The sequence below is a fragment of the Sphingomonas agri genome (assembly GCF_038148795.1).
Taxonomy (GTDB): domain Bacteria; phylum Pseudomonadota; class Alphaproteobacteria; order Sphingomonadales; family Sphingomonadaceae; genus Sphingomicrobium; species Sphingomicrobium agri.
Window position 1 is genome coordinate 99,758 of the sequence record NZ_JBAPEU010000001.1, and the last position, 16,270, is coordinate 116,027.

The following is a 16,270-nucleotide window of genomic DNA, read 5'->3' on the forward strand; positions in this document are numbered from 1 at the left end:
GCCGCTCACGATCTTTTGGGTCGCAAGCGCCCCGCCGCAAATAAAATCGTCAATGCGCCTGGTTCAGGCATGCGACGTCATATTGCGAGACGCTCGCCGAGTTACGGGCATTCTGCTGCGCGGAGCCCGCGTAATGTGAGCCTGCCTTCGTATCGGAAAAGTCGAAGGGTGAGCCGCTTCCCGGCGCGCTTCCCGAATTCCCGGGCGTTGCCCCGAGGCCCAGTGCGATGAGGTCCTGGCACGATTGCCCTGGCTGACCCGATGCGTTGCCGCTGTTGAAGTGATCATAGCCATTGCCATTGAACTGGCCGTTGCCTGGTGCCGGTGTGAGCTGGGCCAGGGCTGGAGATGGCGCCAGTGCGATCATGACCGCGCCAAGCAGGATAATCTTGGCTTTCATGGGAAACTCCATTCGTTCGTTCATCGAAGCGCACGGTTGATCGCGGCCGATTTCGACCTTGACCGAAAACAATCGCGCAATCGGTCCGTGCTGCTCGGGGGCTCCAAGGTTCACCGTCCTATCGCCGGAATTGAACCTCCAGCCGATTACGATGCCAAATGGCCGCGAGACCCTGCGGGACTCCATCCATCTGCATTCCTGAGGATTGCAACGGATCCGCGCGGCAGTTCGCGAGTTCACCGGGTTGTGATTGAAAAACAGGATCTTACGCTTCGTGTAGGATCCACAATATCTGCGGCAAGCCTGCCTACGTTTCCGGACCTTAGTCGAAACTAATAAGCTGCTCTTCTAAGGCGAGTTCAAGGGTGACGGGTATCAGAGTGCAGGGGTCGAGCAATTGGGTATGAAAAGCGTGGAATTTCTGCCGAAAGTCACTCGCATGCTTGCAGCGTTGGTTTCCGGCGCGCTGGCGGTCACCCAGGCCCATGGCATCCCAAATCCGGTCCGTTATGCGTGCCCGGCAAGCGCAGACCTTGCGGTGCAGCGCAGCGGTTCCACCGCCAGCGTCAACTATGCGGGCCGCCGCTACGAACTTCAGCGCAAGCGCTCGAGCGTCGGGGCCAAATATGTGTCCCCGAACGCCGCCCTCATCATCGACGGGAACTCGGCAATATTCGTTGCCGAAGACGTCATCGATCTCGGCACCTGCACCAAAACCGTTCCCGTCGCCTCCAGTCGCTAAAAGCCCAGTTCCAAGGAGCTGACGGGAATTGCAGACCCGGTTGACGGCTGCTGTCGCGAAGCGAAACAAGTTCGGCTAAGACAGCGCGACTGGGGGTAGTTCAACGATGGCCAAGGTCTTGCGCTGGGCGGGCTATTCGCTCGCGTCCATCATCGGGTTGATCCTCGTTGCAGCAGCACTTGTCTGGATCATTTCATCGATCAAGCTGAATGCAAGGCCGCAGGCAAAGCGGGAACAGCTCGTTCAGCCGACGCCTCAGCAGCTTGCCGACGCCGGGCGCATGGGCTGGACTCTCGGATGCTTCAGCTGCCACGGCAAGGATCTTCGCGGGGGCAAGATCTTCGATCAGCCGCTGGTTGGGACGCTCTGGGCGCCCAACCTGACCATGGCCGCCGCGCATGCCACGGATCAACAGCTGGCGCAGGCAATTCGCCAGGGTATCGGCGTTGATGGGCGCTCTTTGTTCGTCATGCCGGCCGAAGCCTTTCAGCACCTGTCGGACCAGGAAGTCGCAGCCCTGATCAGGACGATCCGCGCCGCGCAGCGCGGCGGGTCGCCTACCCCTCCCAACAGCTATGGACCCCTGGGCCGCCTCGGGCTGGTGCTGGGCAAGTTCAGGACCGCACCCGATCTCGTCGCAGAATATTCGGTCCAGGAGCCTTATCCCGCGGGCCCGCAATTCGAAGCGGGGAGGCAGCTTTCGATGACAAGATGCTCGGGCTGTCACGGTCCCGCTCTTGCCGGAAAGGAAGTGGAGCCCGGGGAAACCTCGCCCGACCTGACGATCGTCGGCGCCTATGAACTCTCCGCATTCAAAGAACTTTTGCGCGAGGGTGTTCCCGCGGGGGGCCAGAAGCTTCGGATGATGGGCCCCACTGCAAGAAGCGACCTCAGCCACCTGTCCGACGCGGAAATCAGGGCTCTCTACGATTATCTGCGCGCCAGGGCGCAGCACACAAGCGGCTGACGAAGCAATTCGCTCGCTGCCTCTTAGGACGCGGCGCGCTTGATCGTGACGCTCAATTGCTTCGAACGCCGCTCGATCGTCAGGGTCGCCTTGCCGGGAATGGCATCGAGAGCACGGCTCACTTCGGACGCGCTCGAGACCGGGACATCGTTGACCGCAGTTACGATGTCACCCGCCTTGAGTCCTGCCCTCGCGGCTGCAGACTTGGGTTCGACGAGGGCAACACCAGCGCCCGAGCGGACGTCGCCGAGCCTGGTGGCAAACGGCGCAGCATAGTCGATCGCACGAAAGCCGAAGCTGGTCGCAGGTGAAAGGCTGTTTCGGATGAGCTCGTCGATGATGACGCTGGCAATCGGCGAAGGAATGAGCGCGCCTGGTGGGTTGCCTGTTCCGATCCCCAGAACACGCCCGTCCGTGGCAAGGAGCGGCACGCCGGCAGTCCAGCCCTCGGGGCTCGGCTGGAGACGCACGTAACCGACAGGGCTGCCACCGTCGGCAAGAAAGTCGCTTCCGATCATCGATGCGGCGGCGCTGCAGCCCGAGCCCGCGGGTGTCGCAAGGGAAAACCCGAACTGTCCGACACGCGGGAAGGCCTGATCGCTGTACGCGAGAGGCGCGGTGCGGATTGCCGCCTTCACGATCGCAAGACCCGAAACGGGGTCCGTTCTGAGGTCGTCCAGCGCAATCCGGCGCCCATCGCCGAAGAGGGCATCGAGTGGTCCCTGCGGAAGATCCGTTGCGGACGTGACAAGCCAGCCGTCTCCCGAATAAGCGGAAGCCGGGACCGCGCGCGAACCGTCCAGGTTCTGCGAGGGATCCTCACCACGCGGCACGATGAGCGCTACGGAGGGACAGAGGCGCTCGATGAGATCGGCAAGATCGGGAAGGCCCGGCTGCTGCCGGACGATCTGGACGATCGGACGAGCCTGCTGGGCAGCAGAGGGCTGGCGGGTCGGAGAAAGATAGCGAGCAAGCACGGCTCCCCCGAGCGCCGCTGCAAGCAACGCAGCGCCGAGGAACATCGTCCGCGCAGTCCGGGGCGGGCCGGCTTCTTCGCTACTCACCAAATATCTCGCGCTGCGCCTTCTCGACCTCATCGGCGTAGCGCCGATGCACGAACCGTTCGGAGAGAGCCCCTAGCACGGCGCCGTTCTCGTCGACGACGGCAAGATAGTCAGCCTCGCTGAGGTCGAATGTGCGGATCGCCGAACGGACATCCTGCGCCGGAGCGAGCGCAATGCCTCGGAGGATCGCGAGGCTGCCGACATCCGCCCCCGGTTCGATCGCGGTATCATATGCCAGCGCCGTATCGATGATGCCCGCATAGTGGCCGGCAGCATCGACCAGCACGACCTTGCTCGTGGAACCCAAGGGAAAGCGCCGCCGGAACGCTGCGATCGAGGTCGCGGCAGGCGTCGTCTCCGCGCCTCGCTGCATCATCTTGCCGACCGTCAGCGCTCGCATCCAGCCGATGTCGCGGGCGCTCCTGATGTTCTCGCCGCGGGTATGCAGGCGCCAGGTGGAGAAGGAGAAACCGAACGTCTCGCGGACGAACGTGCTGGCGCAGAGCGCCGCCGTGATCGCAACGCTGGTCAGCGCGAAGTCGTGCGTCACCTCCAGCACCAGCATCGACATCGTCATGGGTCCGCCGACGATCGCCACCGCCATCGCCGCCATTCCGATCAGTGCGGCATCGGAGGGGTCGACGGCAGGAAAGATGGATGCCCGGGCGATCGCCCCCGCGAACAACTGGCCCACGAGCGAGCCGATGAATAGCGAGGCGAAGAAGAGCCCGCCGCGAAAGCCGAAGCCGAGCGAAATCGTGGAAGCCGCGATTTTGACGACGAGCACGAGGAGGATGAAGCGGAGTGCGACTTCAGCGCCAAGGTCGATGTGAAGCGCGCCGTGTCCAGCCGAGAGCACCTGGGGAGTGATCATGGCAAGCGGGATCAAAAGCAGCCCGCCGACGGCCGGGCGCCACGCATCCGGAATGGACAGTCGGCGAAAGTGGGACTCGAAAAAGGTCACTCCGCGCATGATCGCGATGCCGACGAAGGCGCACAGCAGGCCCATCGTCGCATAGAGGAGGTAATCGACGGTCGTGATCGCCTTTGCGCCCGGGAGCGCGACGACATAGGCCTCGATCCCGGCGAAGCGGACGAGCAGCACTGCCGAAAGGCAGGCGGCCGCGACCGGCGCGATCGCAGCCGGCGTATAGGCTCCGATGACGATCTCGAAGGCGTAAAAGGCGCCCGTTAAGGGGGCGCTGAACGCCGCCCCGATCGCAGCACCTGCTCCAGCGCCGACAAGGATGCGCATGTCCGCTCGTCTCAGCCGCAACCATTTGCCGAGAACCGACGCGAACCCGCCGCCCGCCTGGGCGTAAGCGGCTTCGAGGCCGACCGAAGCGCCGGCGCCGTTGGAAATGATCGTCTGCGCGCAGACGATCAGGGAATCGCGGAGGGGAATGGTCCCGCCATGGAGAGCATTGGCCTCGACGACGTCGATGGCGGTTCGCCGGCGGCGGAGTACTGCGCGCGACCCAAGGCCAAGCAGAAGACCAAAGACCGGCAGTGCAAAAAGCCGGGGGAAGGCGATCGCGGGGGCAGCACTGAGGCTTGGGCCGCTGAACCCGTAGATCAGCGACTGGAGAGCGTGCGCGATAGACCGCTGGGCGATCATCAGCAGTCCCGCCGCAAGTCCTATGGCGACAGAAAGGAGTACGAGCGCCGCTTCGCTCGACCGAAAGATACGCCGGAAGGAGGCAATACCTCGATTATAGACCGGGCCTGCGACGTCGGGGATGGAGTGGAGGCGACTCACTGTTCTGTATCGAAGGACCTTGAAGGAAAGCGACGGGACGATGATTGCGCTAGGGACGACAAGCCCCTGCCCTAACGAAGTTGATGTCAAATTGAAGCACCAGGCGGCGACCGACGGGTATCACCGGAATAGTCGCTGACATGCCGGAAAGCACGGTACGGGGAGCAAAAGGAGACCGCTGCGAATGACCATCGAGGGAATCACCCCACGAACAATTTTCGATCTTCCCACTCCGGCGCTTCTCCTCGATCGTCCGCGGCTCGAGCGGAATGCCGCCAGGATGAGAGACCAGGTTCGGCGCCTCGGGGTCACGCTTCGGCCGCATGTGAAGACGTCGAAGTCGATCGAGGTCCTGAAAATCCTTGCAGACGGGCAGGACGTCCCGATCACCGTATCGACCCTGGCGGAGGCGCGCTATTTCTTCGACCACGGAATTACCGACATCATGTACGCCGTCGGCATCGCTCCGGTGAAGCTTCCCGAGGTCGCCGAGCTCATCCGGGCGGGCTGCAGGCTCCGGATCATCCTCGACACTGCCGAGGCAGCCTCGGCGGTCCGCTCATTCGCGGATGCCGAAGGCGTCCCTGTCGAAGTCTTGATCGAGGTCGACAGTGATGGCCACCGTGCAGGCGTCGCACCGACGGACGAGCTGCTGATCGCCATCGGCCAAAGGCTCGGAAAATCCCTTGCAGGGGTAATGACCCACGCTGGGGCATCCTATGATTGTCGTACGCGGCCCGAGTTCGAAGCAATGGCCGAGCAGGAGCGTGACAAGACCCTCGAAGCAGCCGGGCGCCTTCGCGCTGCGGGTCTTCGCTGCGACATTGTCAGCGTCGGATCGACGCCAACCCTTCACTATGGCCGGAGCCTCGAGGGAGTTACCGAAGGCCGTGCGGGTGTCTACGCCTTTGGCGATCTCGTGCAGGCCGAGCTCGGCACCTGCAGCATCGACGATATCGCAATCGGGGTGCTCGGAAGCGTCATCGGTCACAACCGGCACCACGGTCGCGTCCTGATCGACGCGGGTTTTCTCGCACTCAGCCGGGATCGAGGAACGTCCGATCTCCCGGTCGACTGGGGCTACGGAGCTGTCTGCGATCCCCTGACTGGTGAGCGCGTGGCCGGTGTAACGGTCTCCTCGACCAACCAGGAACACGGGATCCTGACCGCCAGCAGCGGCGAAATGGACTTTCTCCGTTTCCCGGTCGGAAGCCGGGTGAAAATATTGCCCAACCACGCCTGCGCGACTGCGGCTGCCTACGAGCGCTATTACGTGACGGAAGGCAGCGACGAGATCACCGGTACATGGGAGCGAGTGAACGGCTGGTAGCGAATTTCGCGTCGACAGAGCCCGCGGAGGGCAGGCCTTTTTGCCAATCTCTGTCGTCCGGCAAAAGCGATCTTTCGAACCCCACGGACCCGTCCGCGCCGGTTCTCTGGCGATGACCCGATGGAGATCGCACCCGTATACGCTGGTCGCATTTCTAATCTCCAGCAGCCGCCGGATCACGAAGCCTTCATCGAGCTCGAGCGTTTTACGCGCGGATCCTGAAAGGGAGAGATGACATGCCAGCCAAATCGAAAGCTCAGCAGCAGGCTGCAGGCGCCGCACTGTCGGCGAAGGAAGGCAAGACTTCCAAGAGCAAGCTCCGCGGAGCCTCCAAGCAGATGGCGCAGTCGATGAGCCAAAGCGAGCTCAGGAAAATGGCTTCGACCTCAAGGAAAGGTAAGTCGGAGCACAAGCACAAGAGCAGCTAGCCGCTGGCTTCTCTCGAGGACGACTAGAGCTTCTCCGTCAGCTCCGGAACGATCTTGAACAGGTCGCCCACGAGACCGATGTCCGCGACCTGGAAGATCGGTGCTTCCTCGTCCTTGTTAATGGCGATGATGGTCTTGGAATCCTTCATCCCCGCAAGGTGCTGGATCGCGCCGGAAATACCGATCGCCACATAGACCTCGGGAGCGACGATCTTGCCGGTCTGGCCGACCTGGTAGTCGTTCGGGGCGTAGCCGGCATCGACCGCCGCCCGGCTCGCTCCGACAGCAGCGCCGAGCTTGTCGGCAAGCGGATCGAGCAAGGCATGAAACTGTTCGGATGAGCCGAATGCCCGTCCCCCCGAGACGATCACCTTGGCACTGGTGAGTTCGGGGCGCTCGCTTTCGGAAGCGTCGAGCGAGACGAAGCTGCTCGTTCCTGGATCGGCGCCCGTCTCGACCTGCTCGGCCGCTGCCGACCCGCCTTCCGCCTCTGCCTTGGCGAAAGCGGTGGTCCGGACGGTGATCACCTTCTTTGCATCGTTCGACTTGACGGTTGCGATTGCATTTCCGGCATAGATGGGACGGGTGAAAGTGTCCGGGCCCTCAACCGAAAGGACGTCGCTCACCTGCATCACGTCGAGCAGGGCGGCGACCCGGGGAGCGATGTTCTTGCCCGTGGTCGTCGCCGGCGCGAGAAAGACGTCGTGATTATCCATGAGCTTGACGACGAGCGGCGCGACTGCCTCGGCGAGCTGGTGTTCGAGCGCCGGGGCCACTCCCTTGTAGACCTTGGATACGCCGGCGATCCTGGCAGCCGCCTCTGCAATCGGATCGATGTTATTGCCGGCGACCAGCAGGTGGACGTCGCCGAGCTTCGAGCCCGCGGTGACGGTCGCAAGCGTTGCATCCTTGATGCTCTTGCCGTCATGTTCGACCAGGACCAGAACGCTCATTTCGCAATCCCCAAACCCTTGAGCTTGCCGACCAGTTCGTCGACGCTGCCCACCTTGATCCCCGCCTGGCGCTTGGCCGGCTCGATTACCTTCAGCGTCTCCAGCCGCCGTGCGACGTCGACGCCGTAATCGGCTGGCGACTTGGTCGCGAGCGGTTTCGATTTTGCCTTCATGATGTTGGGAAGCGAGGCATAGCGCGGCTCGTTCAACCTAAGGTCGGTGGTGATCACTGCCGGAAGGCCGAGCTTCACCGTTTCGAGACCACCGTCGACCTCGCGCGTCACCGTTGCGCTGTCGGAGACTTCGACCTTCGAGGCGAATGTGCCCTGCGGCCATCCAAGAAGCGCTGCGAGCATCTGGCCCGTGGCGTTATTGTCGTCATCGATTGCCTGCTTCCCAAGGATAATGAGCTGAGGGGTCTCCTCGGCTGCTATCTTGGCGAGGATCTTTGCAACAGCGAGCGGTTCGACCTCTTCGTCCGTCTGGACGAGGATCGCCCTGTCTGCGCCCATGGCAAGTGAAGTCCGCAGTGTTTCCTGCGCTTTGGCAGGACCGATCGAGACCGCGACGATCTCGGTGACAACGCCCTTCTCCTTGAGGCGAATCGCTTCCTCGACGGCAATTTCGTCGAACGGGTTCATGCTCATCTTGACGTTGGCAAGATCGACGCCCGAACCGTCCATCTTCACGCGGGGTTTCACGTTGTAATCGATCACCCGTTTTACGGCGACCAGCACTTTCATGGGTTGAATTCCTCTTTGGACCAGGCCGTATTCCGGCCTTCGTAACGTTGGATCAAGCCTGACCATTCTCCCAATTCAGGGAGCTTGTCGTAGCCATGCGCGGCGCCGGTGCGCGCCCACGGCAACGCTTCGCCAAGGTAGGTTTCCACGAACGGTGGCTCGTTTCGAACCTGGTCGAACATCGTCGAGCGAACATTGACGAAGTCGGACAGGCCTTCGGGCTCCGTGTAGAGCCAGCTCTTGCAATGATCGCAGTGATAGTGGCGCGTCGGCCCGTGAATGCCGCCGAGGACCACGTCGCCCTTGGTCAGGCGGAAGTCGGCTGCACCATAACCTTCGGATAGAGAAAAAGCGCTCGCCGTCATGCGCTGGCAACCGGTGCAATGGCAGGCCGTCGTCAGCACGGGCTCAGCTGTCACTTCGAACCTGACCTTGCCGCAGCGGCAGCCGCCCTGACGAACGGGATCGCTCACGCCGCGACCGGCGCCTTCACTTCGGCGACGATCTTCTTGGCGGCATCGCCAAGGTCATTGGCAGCGATAATCGGAAGCCCGGATGATGCGAGGATGTCCTTGCCCTGCTGGACATTGGTGCCCTCGAGGCGAACGACCAACGGGACGTGCAGATCAACTTCGCGCGCGGCAGCGACGATGCCTTCGGCGATGATGTCGCAGCGCATGATGCCGCCAAAGATGTTGACAAGGATGCCTTTGACCGCCGGATCCGAGAGGATGATCTTGAATGCCGCGGTGACTTTCTCCTTGGACGCACCACCGCCGACATCGAGGAAATTGGCAGGTTCGCCTCCCTCGAGCTTGATGATGTCCATCGTCGCCATCGCAAGGCCGGCGCCATTCACCATGCAGCCAATCGAACCGTCGAGCTTGATGTACGAAAGGTCGTACTTCGAGGCCTCGATCTCCATCGGCTCCTCTTCGGTGAGGTCGCGCAGCTGCTCGAGGTCGGGATGGCGGAACTCGGCATTGTTGTCGAAGCCGACCTTGGCGTCCAGAACGAGGAGCTCGCCCTTGTCGCTGACCGCAAGCGGATTGATCTCGATCTGCGAGGCGTCGGTGCCGAGGAACGCCTTGTAAAGGCTGCCGAGGACCTTGCCCGCCTGCTTGGCGAGATCGCCCGAAAGACCCAGTGCGGCCGCGACTTCACGGCCATGATGCGGCATCAGGCCAGTCGCCGGGTCGATCGTGATCGTCGTGATCTTTTCGGGGGCATCATGGGCGACCTTTTCGATCTCCATGCCGCCTTCGGTCGATGCGACGATGGCAACGCGCCCGGTTTCACGGTCGACGAGCAGGGCGAGGTAGAATTCCTTCGTGATATCGACGCCGTCGGTGACGTAGAGGCGCTGCACCTGCTTGCCAGCAGCGCCGGTCTGGACGGTGACAAGCGTCTTGCCCAACATTTCGGCAGCATGCTCGCGCACCTCGTCGACCGAATGGGCGAGGCGGACACCGCCCTTGGCCGATTCGCCGAGTTCCTTGAACCGGCCTTTTCCGCGGCCTCCGGCGTGGATCTGCGCCTTCACGACCCAGAGAGGACCCGGGAGGCTCTTGGCGGCCTCGACCGCTTCCTCGACGCTCATCGCCGCATGGCCTGCCGGAACCGGCACGCCATATTTCCCCAGCAACTCTTTTGCCTGATATTCGTGGATGTTCATGGCCGCGGCCCTTAATCAGATAGGCGCTGCGATGCAAAGCGACGACCGCCCGCTCCGGAAGATCATTCACGTCGACATGGACGCCTTCTATGCGTCCGTCGAGCAGCGCGATAATCCCGAGCTCAGGGGAAAGCCGGTCGCGGTCGGTGGCGGGCACCGCGGAGTCGTCACCGCTGCAAGCTACGAGGCGCGCCCGTTCGGCGTCCGCTCGGCGATGCCCTCGGTCACTGCCAAGCGGCGCTGTCCCGACCTCATCTTCGTCAAGCCGCGGTTCGACGTCTACCGCGCCGTCAGCCAGCAAATCCGCGCGATCTTCTCCGATTACACCGACCTTGTGGAGCCACTGAGCCTCGATGAAGCCTATCTGGATGTCACCGAGGACCGTCACGGCCTCGGAAGCGCGCGGGCCATTGCCGAGGACATTCGCCGGCGGATCCGGGAGGAGTGCCGCCTCACCGCTTCTGCGGGCGTCAGCTACTGCAAGTTCATCGCCAAGCTCGCGTCCGATCACCGCAAGCCCGACGGTCTGTGCGTGATCACCCCCGAAAAGGGTCCGGAATTCGTGGCATCGCTTCCCGTCGCGCGCTTCCACGGCGTGGGTCCGGTCACTGCGCGAAAGATGGAACGTCTCGGAATTCTAACGGGCGCCGACCTTCGTGAATGGAGCATCGCCGCACTCCAGGCCCATTTCGGCAGCTCGGCGGACTGGTACTGGCGGATCTGCCGAGGCATCGACCATCGCGAGGTGAAACCCGACCGCCCCTACAAGTCCGTGAGCGCGGAACGCACGTTCGACGAGGACCTGCGCGACCCCGACCGTCTGGCGGAGGAACTCGAGCGGATCGCCGGCTATGCGTGGGTCCGGGTGGACCGCGCCGAGGTGATCGGCCGGACCGTCACGCTCAAGGTCAAGTACGGCGACTTCACGATCATCACGCGCTCGAAGAGCTTCTCGGGTCCCGTCCCCGACCAGCAGACTTTCGCCGCTGCCGGGCAAGCGCTTCTGGCGGGTCTGCATCCCCTATCCAAAGGTATAAGACTGCTTGGCCTTGGCCTTCACAACTTAACCGAGGTCAACAGCGAGGTACCAACTCAGCTGGGACTCGCAATCTGAGGTCAGTTGTGATATAAAATTGTCATACGGGGCCGCCGCGATTCAGCTGTGGCCCTTAAATTCAAGGGAAGCCACGAAACAGGCTGGGGAGCCACGACCACTGGTCGCTTTGGGGGGCGGTACTTCGGTGCTGGCTCGTCTGCTGCAATTTTGAAAGGTGAGCAATGGCTACAAAGGCGCTTAGCTTCGACGTCGGTGATTATGTTGTGTACCCCAAGCATGGCGTTGGCCGTGTCGTCGAGCTGCAGAGCACCGAAATCGCCGGAACCCGTCTCGACCTCTATGTTCTCCGGTTTGAGAAGGAGAAGATGACCCTTCGCGTTCCCGTCAACAAGGCGGACTCGGTCGGCATGCGCAAGCTGTCGAGCGATAAGACGATGAAGGATGCGCTCGAGACCCTGAAGGGCAAGCCCAAGGTCAAGCGCACCATGTGGTCACGCCGGGCCCAGGAATATGAGGCGAAGATCAACTCGGGCGATCTGACTTCGATCGCTGAGGTGGTCCGCGACCTGTTCCGTCCGGACGACGCTCCGGAACAGAGCTATTCGGAGCGACAGATTTTCGAGGCAGCATCCTCGCGCCTTGCCCGCGAACTCGGGGCGATGGAGCAGACCGACGAGAAGTCTGCGCTCGCCAAGATCCTCGAGATCCTCAACAAGGCCTGGCCGATCCATAACAAGGCCAAGGAAATCGCCTGAACCTTGCGTCTTCCCCGGGAAGGAGACGCTGTGAACGAATTGGGCGCCCAGGCTCTCTGGGCGCCCTTTTCTTTTTGCCCTTGCGGCGGTCTTGGAGCGAGTGTATTGCAACCATAACACACGTCGCAGGAGCAGCCGCATGCACAGGTCCATCGCCACCCTGATCGCCGCTTGCGGCCTCGCCGGGTGCCATGCCCATGCAGAGGACGGCGGCCCGACGGTCTCGCGCAATTACCAGATCGCGAATTTCCAGAAGATCGAAGTCGTGGGCCCTTATGACGTGGACGTCCGCACCGGCTCGGTCGCCAGCGTCTCGGCACGCGGCGGCGAAAAACTCCTCGAGCGGACCCGAGTGGAAGTACGCGGAGACAAGCTGATCATCCGTCCCAAGGAGCATCACGGCTTCTTCAACTGGAACTGGAACTGGAGCTCCGGCGGCAAGGCGGACTTCGTCGTCACCGTTCCGCAACTGTCCGCTGCGACGACCACCGGTTCGGGCGACATCCGGATTGACCGGGTCGCTGGACAGGAATTCGAGGGAACCGTCGCAGGCTCGGGCGGACTCGATGTCGGCGACGTCGAAGTCCAGTCGCTGAAGCTTGCGATTGCGGGATCGGGAAGTGCCAAGGCCGCTGGCGGCAAGACCCAGGCCGGCAAGTATGAAATCGCCGGCTCCGGCGACGTCGACGCTGGAGCAGTCCAGGCCCAGCAGCTCAAGATCTCGATCGCCGGCGCCGGCAACGTCAAGGCCCATGCCAGCGGCACGGCCGATGTCAGCATCATCGGCTCGGGCGATGTCGATGTGGCGGGCGGCGCCAAGTGCACGGTCAACAAGACGGGATCTGGCGACGTCCGCTGCTCCTGATCCGTTCTTAGAAGAGCGTTAACCATAAGAGTGGAAGGTGTCTCGATGCGCACCTTCCTTTTTGCAGCCTTCGCCCTTTCCGCCCTTGCCGCGCCGGCTTGCGGAGCGACCCGAAACTTCGGCGTCTCGAGCTTCACCAAGATCCGCGTCGACGGACCCTATAAGGTCACCATTGCGACGGGCGTCCCGGTTTTCGCCCGTGCGAGCGGCACCGCTGCCGCGATCGACCGTGTGGCCGTCGAGGTTCGCGGCGATACCCTCGTCGTCGGATCCAATCCGTCATGGGGCGGGTTTCCCGGCATCGACCCCGGACCGGTCGAAGTCAGCGTCGGCACGCACGACCTCACGAACGCCTCGCTCATCGGCGCTGGAAGCCTCGCGATCGACAAGGTGAAGGGACTGACCTTCGTGCTCTCGATCCAGGGGTCAGGGGCGGGCGAAATCGCGGATGCGAACGCCGACCAGCTGACGGTGAACCTGGATGGAAGCGCCAACGCCAAGCTTTCCGGAAGAGCAGGCAAGCTTACCGTGCTCGCGCGAGGCCTCTCCACGTTGAACGCTGCGGGGCTGACGACGCCCAATGCCGCGATCAGCGCCGACGGGACCGCGACGGTCGATACCAAGGTAACCGAAACCGCACGGATCGACGCCTGGGGACCTGCGACGATCCGGCTTTCGGGTCAGCCCTCGTGCACCGTCAAGGTGACGGGCTCGGTCACCGTCAGCGGCTGCAAGAGCGCTCAGTGAACGGAGGCGGAAGCCTCTACCCCTGAGAGAAATCCCCAGAGTGCCTGCGCGAGCTCGTCGCCTGCAGCAATGGCTTGGGCTTTCTCCTCTTCCGGCAGGCGGTCGAGGAGCGCCGCGCACACCCTCTTATGCTCGACGTCGGCCGTTTCGTGGACACGAAAGAAGCGAAGCGTCTCCTCGTCCTCGATACCGTAGCGCTCGATCAGGCCCTCGATCTTCGCTGCAGCGACAGCCGGAAACTGGCTCTCATAGGCATAGAGCGCTCCAAGACCCGCCGCGTAGGACTGGCGCGAGAGCTTGCGGAAGGTGTCGATGAGCGCCCTGGTCTCGGGATTGAGAGCCTCAGAACGAATGGCGGGCTCCGTCTCGCCTAGGCCGCACGCAAACATGAGCCACAGGCTCGCGTGATCCTGCTTGCCTGCCTCGATGCCCTCTTCTTCGGCAAGGTTCTCCGCGAGCATCCGGCGGCCCTCGCGGTCCGGGCAGGAGCTGTGGACTGCGCTCACGGCCCGCGGGAAGGCCTCCACGTGGTGGAAATACTGGCGGGCGTAGGATCGCAAGGTCTCAAGCGGGAGACGTCCCTCGGTCCATGCCTGGTAGAAGGGATGCTTGAGCATCGCACTTCCCTCGACCTTTAGATCGATCGCTTCCGAAACCGTCACTTGAGCCATCCCGTGTCTCCCTGCTGATCGGCCCCGCGTTAGTCAGGGAAGGAAGAGTCGGCAAGACGATGGTCGGGCACGAATTGGGGCGTTGATCGTTTCAGCCTCAGCCAGGGAAACAAGGGAGCTAAGCCATGTATCTTGGTATCGGCGGGCTGATCCTGCTCATCATCATTCTCTATATTCTGTTCAGGTAGGGGGCGCGCTCAGACAAGCGCGAGCGCAGCCAATCGCCCGTAAAGCTGCGGCGGCAGTGCCCCAAGACCGCTGCCGTCGTCGCTCCGGGGTGCGTCACACTCCTCGAGATAGCGCCAGCCCTGGTGGGCTCGGCGCGGGACCGGCGACACTGCCTTCAGCATCGCCGCACAGACGATATCGATCCGGCCGTCCTCGCGATCCTCGAACCGAAGGATCTCCTGCGCGGCGACCAGGCGGTGCTTGACGATCCAGTGGAGCGATCCGCCGATCAGTTCGGCAGCGCGCTTGGGACGCATGCGCGTCGCGACCCTTAACTCTCCGCCGACCGCCCGCGCAGCAATCCGTTGCTGAAGCGCCTCGAGATCCCGGCAGGCGAAGGCGACCTTAGTGAGATGGAGATTTGGCACCGCCTTGCTGGTGTCGAACTAACCCATGATTCGCAACCGTTTAACGCCCCAGGCCCGCGAGGGCGGCAAGGCCAAGGAAGCTGAAGAAGCCGGTCACGTCGGTAATCGTCGTCACGAACACTGCCGACGATACAGCGGGATCCACCCCCAAGCGGTCGAGCGTCACCGGTACCAGGATCCCGCCTAGTCCCGCGGCAAGATTGTTGATGATCATTGCAGCGCCGATCACCGCTCCAAGGAGGAAACCGCCGGGAACCGGGTGAATGACACCGAAGACGAGGGCAACTCCTGCCCCGATGAGGACGCCCAGCGAGAGGCCGTTTGCAAGCGCGATGGTGAGCTCGCGGGCAAAGGCCCGCACCGTATTGGATTCGGTCAGCTGATTGGTTGCCAGTGCCCTCACTGCAACGGCAAGGGTCTGCGTGCCGGCATTGCCGCCCATGCCCGCCACAATAGGCATGAGGACTGCAAGTACCGCATATTTCCCGATCTCGCCCTGAAACAGGCTCACCACGCTTGCGGCAAGGATCGCAGTCCCAAGGTTGATCACCAGCCAGAACAGACGGCGCCTAACGGTCAATTGCACGGGCTCGTTGATGTCGCCCTCGCCCGCGCCGGAGAGCAGGAGAACGTCTTCGCCGGCTTCTTCCTGGATGATGTGGACGATGTCGTCGACGGTGATCATGCCGACGAGACGTCCAGCATCGTCGACCACCGCCGCCGAGACGAGCGCATATTTCTGGAAGCGGAGCGCCACGTCCTCCTGATCCATGTCGACCGGGATGAGCGTCTGTTCGCGCGCCATGATGTCACTGACGAGCGTGGCGCGCGGCGTCCTCAGGATCGTCGAAAGCTTGCAGGTCCCGACCGGGTGATGGTCGGCGCTGACGACGAACACTTCCCAGAAATCGGTAGGCAGGTCCGCGGTTGACCGCAGATAATCGATGACCTGCCCGACCCTCCAGTGTTCCGGCACCGCGCAGAGGTCGCGCTGCATCAGGCGCCCAGCGGATTCCTCCGGGTAGCTGAGCGCTTCTTCGACCGCTGCGCGGTCGTCGGGCTCCATCGCCTCGAGAACCGCCTGCTGTTCGTCGCGGTCGAGATCCTCGATCAGCGCGACGGCGTCATCGGTCTCCAGCTGGCCGGCAATGTCCGCGACCTGCTGCGGCTCCATTTCATCGAGCAGGCCTTCGCGGACATAGTCGTTCATTTCGGCCAGCACGTCGGGACTGATAATCCCGGCAAGAGCCTTCACGAGGCCCTCGCGCTCGTCCCGTGCGGCAAGCTCGATGAGGTCGGCGATGTCGGCAGGGTGGAGAGGCTGGACCAGCCTTCGCGCGGTCTCGTCGTCACCCGCGTCGACCGCGTCGAGAACCCTGTCCACGAACTCCGGCCGGAGACGGTCCTCCTCGTCCACCGGCGAGGTGGAGTCGGCAGCGGGCGGGGCGATGTGCTCGCTCTCGCTCATCGAAAAACCCCTCTGCTGGACCGCCGCCGCCCTCCTATGGTCGAGGCCGC

Annotated in this window: 18 protein-coding genes; 8 read left to right on the forward strand and 10 right to left on the reverse strand. The window is 63.0% G+C overall.

The features are described from left to right. Positions 1 to 49: 49 nt before the first annotated feature. Positions 50 to 400 carry a hypothetical protein gene (locus tag V8192_RS00535; RefSeq protein ID WP_341631108.1) on the reverse strand — a complete coding sequence of 117 codons (351 nt, stop codon included), beginning with the start codon at positions 398 to 400 and terminating at the stop codon, positions 50 to 52. A gap of 403 nt (positions 401 to 803) precedes the next feature. On the opposite strand from V8192_RS00535, the gene V8192_RS00540 reads away from it, so the two are divergent. Next, positions 804 to 1,142: an MliC family protein gene (locus tag V8192_RS00540; RefSeq protein ID WP_341631109.1), complete on the forward strand. Its 339-nt coding sequence runs from the start codon at positions 804 to 806 to the stop codon at positions 1,140 to 1,142. 106 nt (positions 1,143 to 1,248) lie between these two features. Then, a complete protein-coding gene (locus tag V8192_RS00545; RefSeq protein WP_341631110.1) occupies positions 1,249 to 2,109 on the forward strand; it encodes a c-type cytochrome in 861 nt (286 codons plus the stop codon). Between the two features lie 23 nt (positions 2,110 to 2,132). Here the strand turns inward: V8192_RS00545 and V8192_RS00550 are convergent, their stop codons facing one another. After that, positions 2,133 to 3,173 carry a S1C family serine protease gene (locus V8192_RS00550; RefSeq protein ID WP_341631111.1) on the reverse strand — a complete coding sequence of 347 codons (1,041 nt, stop codon included), beginning with the start codon at positions 3,171 to 3,173 and terminating at the stop codon, positions 2,133 to 2,135. Continuing rightward, positions 3,166 to 4,914 carry a chloride channel protein gene (locus V8192_RS00555; protein WP_341632276.1) on the reverse strand — a complete coding sequence of 583 codons (1,749 nt, stop codon included), beginning with the start codon at positions 4,912 to 4,914 and terminating at the stop codon, positions 3,166 to 3,168. Before V8192_RS00555 ends, V8192_RS00550 begins: the two co-directional genes overlap by 8 nt. A gap of 202 nt (positions 4,915 to 5,116) precedes the next feature. Between V8192_RS00555 and V8192_RS00560 the strand changes: the two genes are divergently transcribed. Continuing rightward, positions 5,117 to 6,262, forward strand: a complete 1,146-nt coding sequence (locus V8192_RS00560) for an alanine racemase (protein WP_341631112.1) — start codon at positions 5,117 to 5,119, stop codon at positions 6,260 to 6,262. Between the two features lie 236 nt (positions 6,263 to 6,498). Beyond that, positions 6,499 to 6,690 (forward strand): DUF3008 family protein, encoded by a 192-nt coding sequence (locus V8192_RS00565; RefSeq protein ID WP_341631113.1) that lies wholly within the window; start codon positions 6,499 to 6,501, stop codon positions 6,688 to 6,690. Positions 6,691 to 6,713: 23 nt separating this feature from the next. Here V8192_RS00565 and V8192_RS00570 read toward each other — a convergent pair whose 3' ends face one another. The 4 genes from V8192_RS00570 to sucC are packed head-to-tail and all read right to left on the reverse strand — an operon-like array spanning position 6,714 to position 10,061. Beyond that, positions 6,714 to 7,643 (reverse strand): electron transfer flavoprotein subunit alpha/FixB family protein, encoded by a 930-nt coding sequence (locus tag V8192_RS00570; protein ID WP_341631114.1) that lies wholly within the window; start codon positions 7,641 to 7,643, stop codon positions 6,714 to 6,716. After that, positions 7,640 to 8,386, reverse strand: a complete 747-nt coding sequence (locus V8192_RS00575) for an electron transfer flavoprotein subunit beta/FixA family protein (protein ID WP_341631115.1) — start codon at positions 8,384 to 8,386, stop codon at positions 7,640 to 7,642. The genes V8192_RS00570 and V8192_RS00575 overlap by 4 nt, the downstream gene beginning before the upstream one ends. After that, entirely contained in the window at positions 8,383 to 8,859 is a 477-nt protein-coding gene (locus tag V8192_RS00580) for a GFA family protein (RefSeq protein ID WP_341631116.1), read from the reverse strand. Before V8192_RS00580 ends, V8192_RS00575 begins: the two co-directional genes overlap by 4 nt. Further along, complete coding sequence (gene sucC / locus V8192_RS00585; protein ID WP_341631117.1) at positions 8,856 to 10,061, reverse strand: ADP-forming succinate--CoA ligase subunit beta; 1,206 nt, start codon at positions 10,059 to 10,061, stop codon at positions 8,856 to 8,858. Before sucC ends, V8192_RS00580 begins: the two co-directional genes overlap by 4 nt. 31 nt (positions 10,062 to 10,092) lie before the next feature. On the opposite strand from sucC, the gene dinB reads away from it, so the two are divergent. From dinB to V8192_RS00605, 4 genes are all read left to right on the forward strand, one after another. Beyond that, the gene (dinB, locus tag V8192_RS00590) at positions 10,093 to 11,175 is read left to right on the forward strand and encodes a DNA polymerase IV (protein WP_341631118.1); all 1,083 of its coding nucleotides are present in this window, start codon (positions 10,093 to 10,095) and stop codon (positions 11,173 to 11,175) included. Positions 11,176 to 11,339: 164 nt separating this feature from the next. Beyond that, positions 11,340 to 11,873 (forward strand): CarD family transcriptional regulator, encoded by a 534-nt coding sequence (locus V8192_RS00595; RefSeq protein ID WP_341631119.1) that lies wholly within the window; start codon positions 11,340 to 11,342, stop codon positions 11,871 to 11,873. Positions 11,874 to 12,012: 139 nt separating this feature from the next. Further along, entirely contained in the window at positions 12,013 to 12,738 is a 726-nt protein-coding gene (locus V8192_RS00600) for a head GIN domain-containing protein (protein WP_341631120.1), read from the forward strand. A 45-nt stretch (positions 12,739 to 12,783) separates the two neighbouring features. Further along, entirely contained in the window at positions 12,784 to 13,485 is a 702-nt protein-coding gene (locus tag V8192_RS00605) for a head GIN domain-containing protein (protein ID WP_341631121.1), read from the forward strand. Here the strand turns inward: V8192_RS00605 and V8192_RS00610 are convergent. The 3 genes from V8192_RS00610 to mgtE all read right to left on the reverse strand — a co-directional run bounded on the left by V8192_RS00610 (position 13,479) and on the right by mgtE (position 16,220). Then, positions 13,479 to 14,156, reverse strand: a complete 678-nt coding sequence (locus V8192_RS00610; protein ID WP_341631122.1) for a CADD family putative folate metabolism protein — start codon at positions 14,154 to 14,156, stop codon at positions 13,479 to 13,481. The two genes, V8192_RS00605 and V8192_RS00610, sit on opposite strands and share 7 nt — an antisense overlap. A gap of 197 nt (positions 14,157 to 14,353) precedes the next feature. Next, on the reverse strand, positions 14,354 to 14,752 hold the full coding sequence (locus tag V8192_RS00615) for a DUF1489 family protein (protein WP_341631123.1): 399 nt from the start codon (positions 14,750 to 14,752) through the stop codon (positions 14,354 to 14,356). Positions 14,753 to 14,792: 40 nt separating this feature from the next. Continuing rightward, complete coding sequence (gene mgtE / locus V8192_RS00620; RefSeq protein ID WP_341631124.1) at positions 14,793 to 16,220, reverse strand: magnesium transporter; 1,428 nt, start codon at positions 16,218 to 16,220, stop codon at positions 14,793 to 14,795. Between the last annotated feature and the right edge of the window lie 50 nt (positions 16,221 to 16,270).

Bases quoted from the DNA above. Each gene is read 5' to 3' on its own strand.
- V8192_RS00535 (WP_341631108.1), bottom strand. From the start codon at position 400: ATGAAAGCCAAGATTATCCTGCTTGGCGCGGTCATGATCGCACTGGCG.
- V8192_RS00540 (WP_341631109.1), top strand. From the start codon at position 804: ATGAAAAGCGTGGAATTTCTGCCGAAAGTCACTCGCATGCTTGCAGCG.
- V8192_RS00545 (WP_341631110.1), top strand. From the start codon at position 1,249: ATGGCCAAGGTCTTGCGCTGGGCGGGCTATTCGCTCGCGTCCATCATC.
- V8192_RS00560 (WP_341631112.1), top strand. From the start codon at position 5,117: ATGACCATCGAGGGAATCACCCCACGAACAATTTTCGATCTTCCCACT.
- V8192_RS00565 (WP_341631113.1), top strand. From the start codon at position 6,499: ATGCCAGCCAAATCGAAAGCTCAGCAGCAGGCTGCAGGCGCCGCACTG.
- V8192_RS00570 (WP_341631114.1), bottom strand. From the start codon at position 7,643: ATGAGCGTTCTGGTCCTGGTCGAACATGACGGCAAGAGCATCAAGGAT.
- V8192_RS00575 (WP_341631115.1), bottom strand. From the start codon at position 8,386: ATGAAAGTGCTGGTCGCCGTAAAACGGGTGATCGATTACAACGTGAAA.
- sucC (WP_341631117.1), bottom strand. From the start codon at position 10,061: ATGAACATCCACGAATATCAGGCAAAAGAGTTGCTGGGGAAATATGGC.
- dinB (WP_341631118.1), top strand. From the start codon at position 10,093: ATGCAAAGCGACGACCGCCCGCTCCGGAAGATCATTCACGTCGACATG.
- V8192_RS00595 (WP_341631119.1), top strand. From the start codon at position 11,340: ATGGCTACAAAGGCGCTTAGCTTCGACGTCGGTGATTATGTTGTGTAC.
- V8192_RS00600 (WP_341631120.1), top strand. From the start codon at position 12,013: ATGCACAGGTCCATCGCCACCCTGATCGCCGCTTGCGGCCTCGCCGGG.
- V8192_RS00605 (WP_341631121.1), top strand. From the start codon at position 12,784: ATGCGCACCTTCCTTTTTGCAGCCTTCGCCCTTTCCGCCCTTGCCGCG.
- V8192_RS00610 (WP_341631122.1), bottom strand. From the start codon at position 14,156: ATGGCTCAAGTGACGGTTTCGGAAGCGATCGATCTAAAGGTCGAGGGA.
- mgtE (WP_341631124.1), bottom strand. From the start codon at position 16,220: ATGAGCGAGAGCGAGCACATCGCCCCGCCCGCTGCCGACTCCACCTCG.